This is a genomic window from Lacisediminimonas sp. (assembly GCF_030645335.1).
In the GTDB taxonomy this organism is placed as follows: Bacteria; Pseudomonadota; Gammaproteobacteria; order Burkholderiales; family Burkholderiaceae_D; genus Lacisediminimonas.
Window position 1 is genome coordinate 1 of sequence record NZ_JAUSNH010000206.1, and the last position, 5034, is coordinate 5034.

Genomic DNA, 5034 nt, shown 5'->3' on the forward strand with positions numbered 1-5034 from the left:
TACCTGAACAGCATCAGCCGGCAACTCAATGAATCCTGCTCACTGGCAGTGATCGACGACCACGAGATCCTGTACGTCGCACGTTCGGCCACGTCGCGGATCATGTCGGTGGCGCTGAATACCGGCAGCCGCTTGCCCGCTTATTGCACGTCACTGGGCCGGGCGATCCTTGCCCATTACTCGGACCTCGAACTGGAAAAATATTTCGCCGCGACGACGCTGCGTGCCTACACGGACAAAACCGTCGTTTCGCCCACCCGACTGCGCGAAATCCTGGTTGAAGTGCGCGAGCAAGGCTATGCAATGGTGGAGGAGGAACTGGAAGTGGGCCTGCATTCGATCGCAGTGCCGGTACGCGGCGCGTCCGGTACCGTGCATGCGGCCCTGAACATTGGCGCCCAATCAACGCGCGTCAGCAGCTCCCAGATGGTGGCGGATTTCCTGCCGGTACTGCAAAAGGTCGCGCAGGACCTGTCCATCCTGCTTCCGTAGAGCGGGCCTGCCGTGCCGGATTGGCGTCGTCGTCCGACGAAGTCAATCCGGACGGAAATCCCTCGATTGACGCCGTATCCACTGTCGTCGCATCCAACGGCAGCGCATCGGATGACAGCGCACCGAAAAGTCACCGCAGCCTCCGGTCAAGCCCGGATCAAGGCCAGGGCGCCGGATTTGCGCTGACATACTGCGCCCCTCCGCTGGCAGGGTCTGCCTCATGCCCGCTCTGCGCCTGGTCCAGCCTTTGACCAAGGATTCTCTTCAGCTCCATCCTGCAGCCAGCGAAGTCGGAATCCAGCAAGGGAGACGCCGGTATCGGCCAGTTGTCCCGCGACCAATGCACGAATTCTTCGAAGCGACGCGCCATTTCCTCGGCGTAGTTATCGCAGGTTTGCTTGTCAGCCATTTCTTTGCTCTCCAGATCACACCACCTGTCCCGCAAGCCGCAGGTTTATCCCCTGATCGGAAGCGAGTCCCGTTGAAATTGAATACGACGCCGCCAGGCTCGCTGCGTTCAAGCCAAAGTCCTGGCAGACCGGCATGCGACAATCTGGCAGCCTTACTGTGACACAAAGCCTTGCCGCAGGACCACGTGAACCAGGCATTTTCGAACCAAGCATTTCCGTAGCCGCAGCCCCCTGTACCTTATATGTCAATTTACCGTTATCCATTTCCCGTCCGATACTCCGCCATCTGGCGCCTGGGCGCCATCGCCATGCTGGCTGTGTCTCTGCAGGGATGCCGCACCGGCCCCGAGATACGCGATGTAGTGCTGCCGGGCAAGCCCACAGTATTGCTGGCGGCCGGCGATATTGCTGATTGCCGGCATCTGCCGGCGCCGGACAGTGGCGCCGAAAAGACCGCCAGGCTGGTCGAGCGGGAACTGGAAAAAGATCCATCGGCCACGGTGCTGACGCTGGGCGACAATACCTATCCTGTGGGCTTGCCAGGCGAATTCAGCAATTGCTACGCCCCGACCTGGGGCCGTTTCAAGGCGCGCACCCTGCCGTCGCCCGGCAACCATGATTACTACACGGCCGGTGCGCCAGGCTATTACGGCTACTTCGGCAGCCAGGCCGGCCCATCGGGTAAAGGCTACTACGCCACCACGGCCGGAAGCTGGAAGCTCATTGCGCTCAACAGCGCACTGCGTGGCGATGCGTTTGCTGCGCAACTGGCATGGCTCAAGGCGGAACTGGCGGCAAGCAAGTCCGTTTGCACGCTGGCATTCTTCCACCACCCACCGTTCAGCTCGGGCGGTCATGGCAACAGCGCATTCATGCAGCCAGTGTGGCGCACGCTGACTGCCGGCGGCGTTGACGTGGTGCTGGCCGCGCATGACCATCATTACGAACGATTCGCTCCGATGGACGGCAACGGCCGGGCCGACCGGCGCGGCGCACGCCAGTTCGTTGTCGGCACCGGCGGCGCGATGTTTTCCTGGTTGAGCTGGCCCCTGGCCAGCACCGAGGCGCGCAACAACAACACGCTGGGTGTGCTGAAACTGGCACTGCGCGAGGGCGGCTACTCGTGGGACTTCCTCGCTGCCGGACCATCCGAATTTTCCGACCAGGGCCAGGGCCTGTGCCAATGAGCCAAAGCCATCGCGCATCCGAGCGCTTGTTCCTTGCGCTCTGGCCTCCAGCCGCCGTACGTGCCGCGCTGGCGGCCTTGCTGCCGGCAGTACAAGGCCGGCGCGTCCAGCCCGACAATCTGCACATCACGATGGTGTTCCTTGGCCAGCAGCAGACTGAACAAATACCGGCGTTGCAGGCAATCGCCCGCCAGTTTTCGCTGCCCGCCATCATGTTGGTCATCGACCGACTAGGTTATTTCAAGCGCAACCGTATTGCATGGGCGGGCATGCAGCATCCGCCGCCCGAATTGCTGGCGGCACAGCGCGCGCTGGCCAACCAACTGAAACAGGCGGGATTCGAATTTGATCACAGCGGGACTTTCCGGCCGCACGTCACGCTGGCCAGGGCTGCCGACGCGCCGGACATGATGCAGATCGCGCCGATCCTGTGGCAGCCGACGCGCATCGTGCTGGTGTCGTCCCGACCCGGCACGGCTGGCGTCAACTACAAGGTATTGAACGACTGAGGCGTTCAGGCAGCAGCGTCTGGCTGCGCCAGGCGCTGCAAAACGCGCGCTGCCGCGGCCAGTCCAAAACTGGCCGTGACCGCAACCGATGAGCCGAATCCGGCGCAGTTCAGGCCGGTAACGCCGTCGCCCATATTGGCGGCGTGGGCAGGATCAGCCGGGATGGCGCAGGCATCTTCTGCATCCGCCGCATCGGTCGAATCGATCGCCGCGCCGGATGCCGCGACCGGAAATCGCAACGGTTCTGTCGAAAATACGGCATCGATGCCGAACCGGCTTTTCTCGCCGCGCGGAAAACGGTAGTGCGCGCGCAGGCGCTTGCGCACCTTGGCCAGCAGGGGCTCCTGCTCGGTTCGCGCCAGGTCGCGGATTTCGATCCGGGTCGGGTCCAGTTGCCCGCCAGCGGCGCCAATCGTGATCAGCGGCACCTGTCGTTCGCGACACCAGGCAATCAGTGCGGCTTTTGCGCGGACATTGTCAATCGCATCGATGATGTAATCAAAACGCTGCGTCGCCAGCATCGCATCGAGATTGTCTTCAGTCAGGAAATCCTCGACCTCGACCACTTCGCAAAACGGGTTGATCTGGCCGATCCGTGCTGCCAGCGCGCTGACCTTGGCCATGCCCAGCGTGTCCGACAGCGCATGCAATTGGCGATTGATGTTGGACTCGGCCACATTATCCAGATCGATCATGGTGATATGGCCGATTGCGCTACGCGCCAGCGCCTCCACCGCCCAGGAGCCTACCCCGCCCACGCCGACCACGCAAACACGCGCAGTGCGAAAGCGCGCCAGTCCGGCAGCGCCATACAAGCGGGCAATGCCGCCAAAGCGGCGCTCAAAGTCGATCTCAATGCCGACGCGGGCGACCGCATCGGTTTCTTTATGCAATTGACAAGCAGCAGTGTCGACCAGGCGTTCCATGGCGGACATTTTACCGGACAGAAAGTCGGCTTCTGCTCTAAAATGCTTCTTTAACACTTCAACAGCCGGTCTGCCGTACTGCCGTGCCGCGAATTCCCCCTTTCCTGCAGCTGATCATTGTCGCCATCGTCGTGCACGTCACGCTGGCCGGCGTGCGCGTCACGACCGCGCTGTACGCACTGTCACAGCAAGCGTCCGAGTTTTCAGTTGGCATCCTGATTGGCCTGATCGCATTTTTCCCGATGTTGCTGGCTGTGCCGCTGGGCCGCTTTGCGGACCGGGTAGGTTTTGCCCGGCCGATGGCGATCGGCGCGCTGCTGTCGCTGTTGGGCAGCCTGTTGCCCGCCGCCTTGCCCGGCATGCAGGTGCTGTATCCGTCCGCCATCCTGATTGGTGTGGGCTTTACCGCCGTGCATATCGGCGTCCAGCATGCGGTGGGCGTGGTCAGCAACGACAACAACCGGGCCGCCAACTTCAGCTGGCTGTCGGCCGGCTTCTCGACATCGAGCTTTTCGGGACCGGTGCTGGCCGGCCTGTTGATCGACTACGCCAGCTACCCCGTCGCCTATGGCGTATTCGCCTTCACCAGCACGGTCGGATTGATCGTCGTGGCGCGCGGCGGCATCCGCCAGCTGGATCGCGGCCGGGTCACGCCGCCAAGGGTAAAAGGCCGGGCGATCGACTTGTTGCGTGCGCCCGAAATGCGCAGCATTTTCTTTATCGGCATCCTGCTGGCAGCAGCATGGGACCTGTTCACGTTCGTGATGCCGCTGCACGGTTCACGACTCGGATTTTCCGCCTCCACCATCGGCCTGATACTGGGCGTGTTCTCGATCGCCACCTTCGCCGTCCGGCTTGGCCTGCCCATGATCGCGCGTCACTTCAGCGAATGGCAGATCCTCACCAGTGCGCTGGTGCTGTCGGTGGTGTGCTACCTGCTGTTCCCTTTCATGAACCAGCCGATCACGATCATGGCAGTCGCCGCCGCACTGGGCGTTGCGCTGGGCTCGACCCAGCCCAACCTGCTGGCCCTGCTGCACCGCACGGCGCCGCCGGGGCGGGGTGGCGAGGCAATCGGCGTTCGTACCACCATGGGCAATGCCAGCCAGGTCATCCTGCCGATCGCCTTTGGCGGCGCTGGCGCTGCACTTGGTATAGTCGTTGTCTTCTGGGGCATCGCCGCCATGATTGGCGCTGGCGTCCCGATCGCCTGGAAAAAGGCAAACCAGTCAAAAGGAGAACCAGATGGCTGATCCACTCGTCACGCCGGCGCCCGGGTTCGACCAACCCATTGCCGTGCTCAAGCACTGTCACGACCGCATACGCAAACAACTTGAAACCCTGGAACGCTTGCGGCAACATTTGCAGCAAGAGGGACACACCGTTGACGCAGCACAAGCAGCCACGGCGGTACTGCGCTATTTTAATCAGTCGGCACACCAGCATCACGCCGACGAAGAAGAAGACTTGCTGCCGATGTTGGAGGCAACGGCTGGCGGCGACGATGCCA

Annotated in this window: 7 protein-coding genes; 5 read left to right on the top strand and 2 right to left on the bottom strand. The window is 62.4% G+C overall.

Annotation, left to right across the window (positions count from 1 at the left end; translation table 11 throughout):
* Positions 1-492: IclR family transcriptional regulator C-terminal domain-containing protein (locus tag Q7T64_RS14355; protein WP_304797087.1), on the top strand; the 492-nt coding region annotated here is incomplete at its 5' end.
* A 157-nt stretch (positions 493-649) separates the two neighbouring features.
* On the opposite strand, the gene Q7T64_RS14360 is transcribed toward Q7T64_RS14355, so the two are convergent.
* Positions 650-901 (bottom strand): hypothetical protein, encoded by a 252-nt coding sequence (locus Q7T64_RS14360; RefSeq protein WP_304797089.1) that lies wholly within the window; start codon positions 899-901, stop codon positions 650-652.
* Between the two features lie 309 nt (positions 902-1210).
* Here Q7T64_RS14360 and Q7T64_RS14365 point away from each other — a divergent pair, with 309 nt between their 5' ends.
* Both Q7T64_RS14365 and thpR read left to right on the top strand, forming a co-directional pair.
* On the top strand, positions 1211-2089 hold the full coding sequence (locus Q7T64_RS14365; RefSeq protein WP_304797091.1) for a metallophosphoesterase: 879 nt from the start codon (positions 1211-1213) through the stop codon (positions 2087-2089).
* The gene (gene thpR, locus Q7T64_RS14370) at positions 2086-2598 is read left to right on the top strand and encodes an RNA 2',3'-cyclic phosphodiesterase (protein WP_304797095.1); all 513 of its coding nucleotides are present in this window, start codon (positions 2086-2088) and stop codon (positions 2596-2598) included. Before Q7T64_RS14365 ends, thpR begins: the two co-directional genes overlap by 4 nt.
* Before the next feature lie 5 nt (positions 2599-2603).
* Here the strand turns inward: thpR and Q7T64_RS14375 are convergent, their stop codons facing one another.
* Positions 2604-3533 (bottom strand): tRNA threonylcarbamoyladenosine dehydratase, encoded by a 930-nt coding sequence (locus tag Q7T64_RS14375; RefSeq protein ID WP_304797098.1) that lies wholly within the window; start codon positions 3531-3533, stop codon positions 2604-2606.
* 74 nt (positions 3534-3607) lie between these two features.
* Between Q7T64_RS14375 and Q7T64_RS14380 the strand changes: the two genes are divergently transcribed.
* Together Q7T64_RS14380 and Q7T64_RS14385 are read left to right on the top strand one after the other, a co-directional pair.
* On the top strand, positions 3608-4777 hold the full coding sequence (locus Q7T64_RS14380) for an MFS transporter (protein WP_304797101.1): 1170 nt from the start codon (positions 3608-3610) through the stop codon (positions 4775-4777).
* Positions 4770-5034 (top strand): hemerythrin domain-containing protein (locus Q7T64_RS14385; RefSeq protein WP_304797104.1); only part of this gene is annotated, 265 nt, incomplete at its 3' end. The genes Q7T64_RS14380 and Q7T64_RS14385, both read left to right, overlap by 8 nt.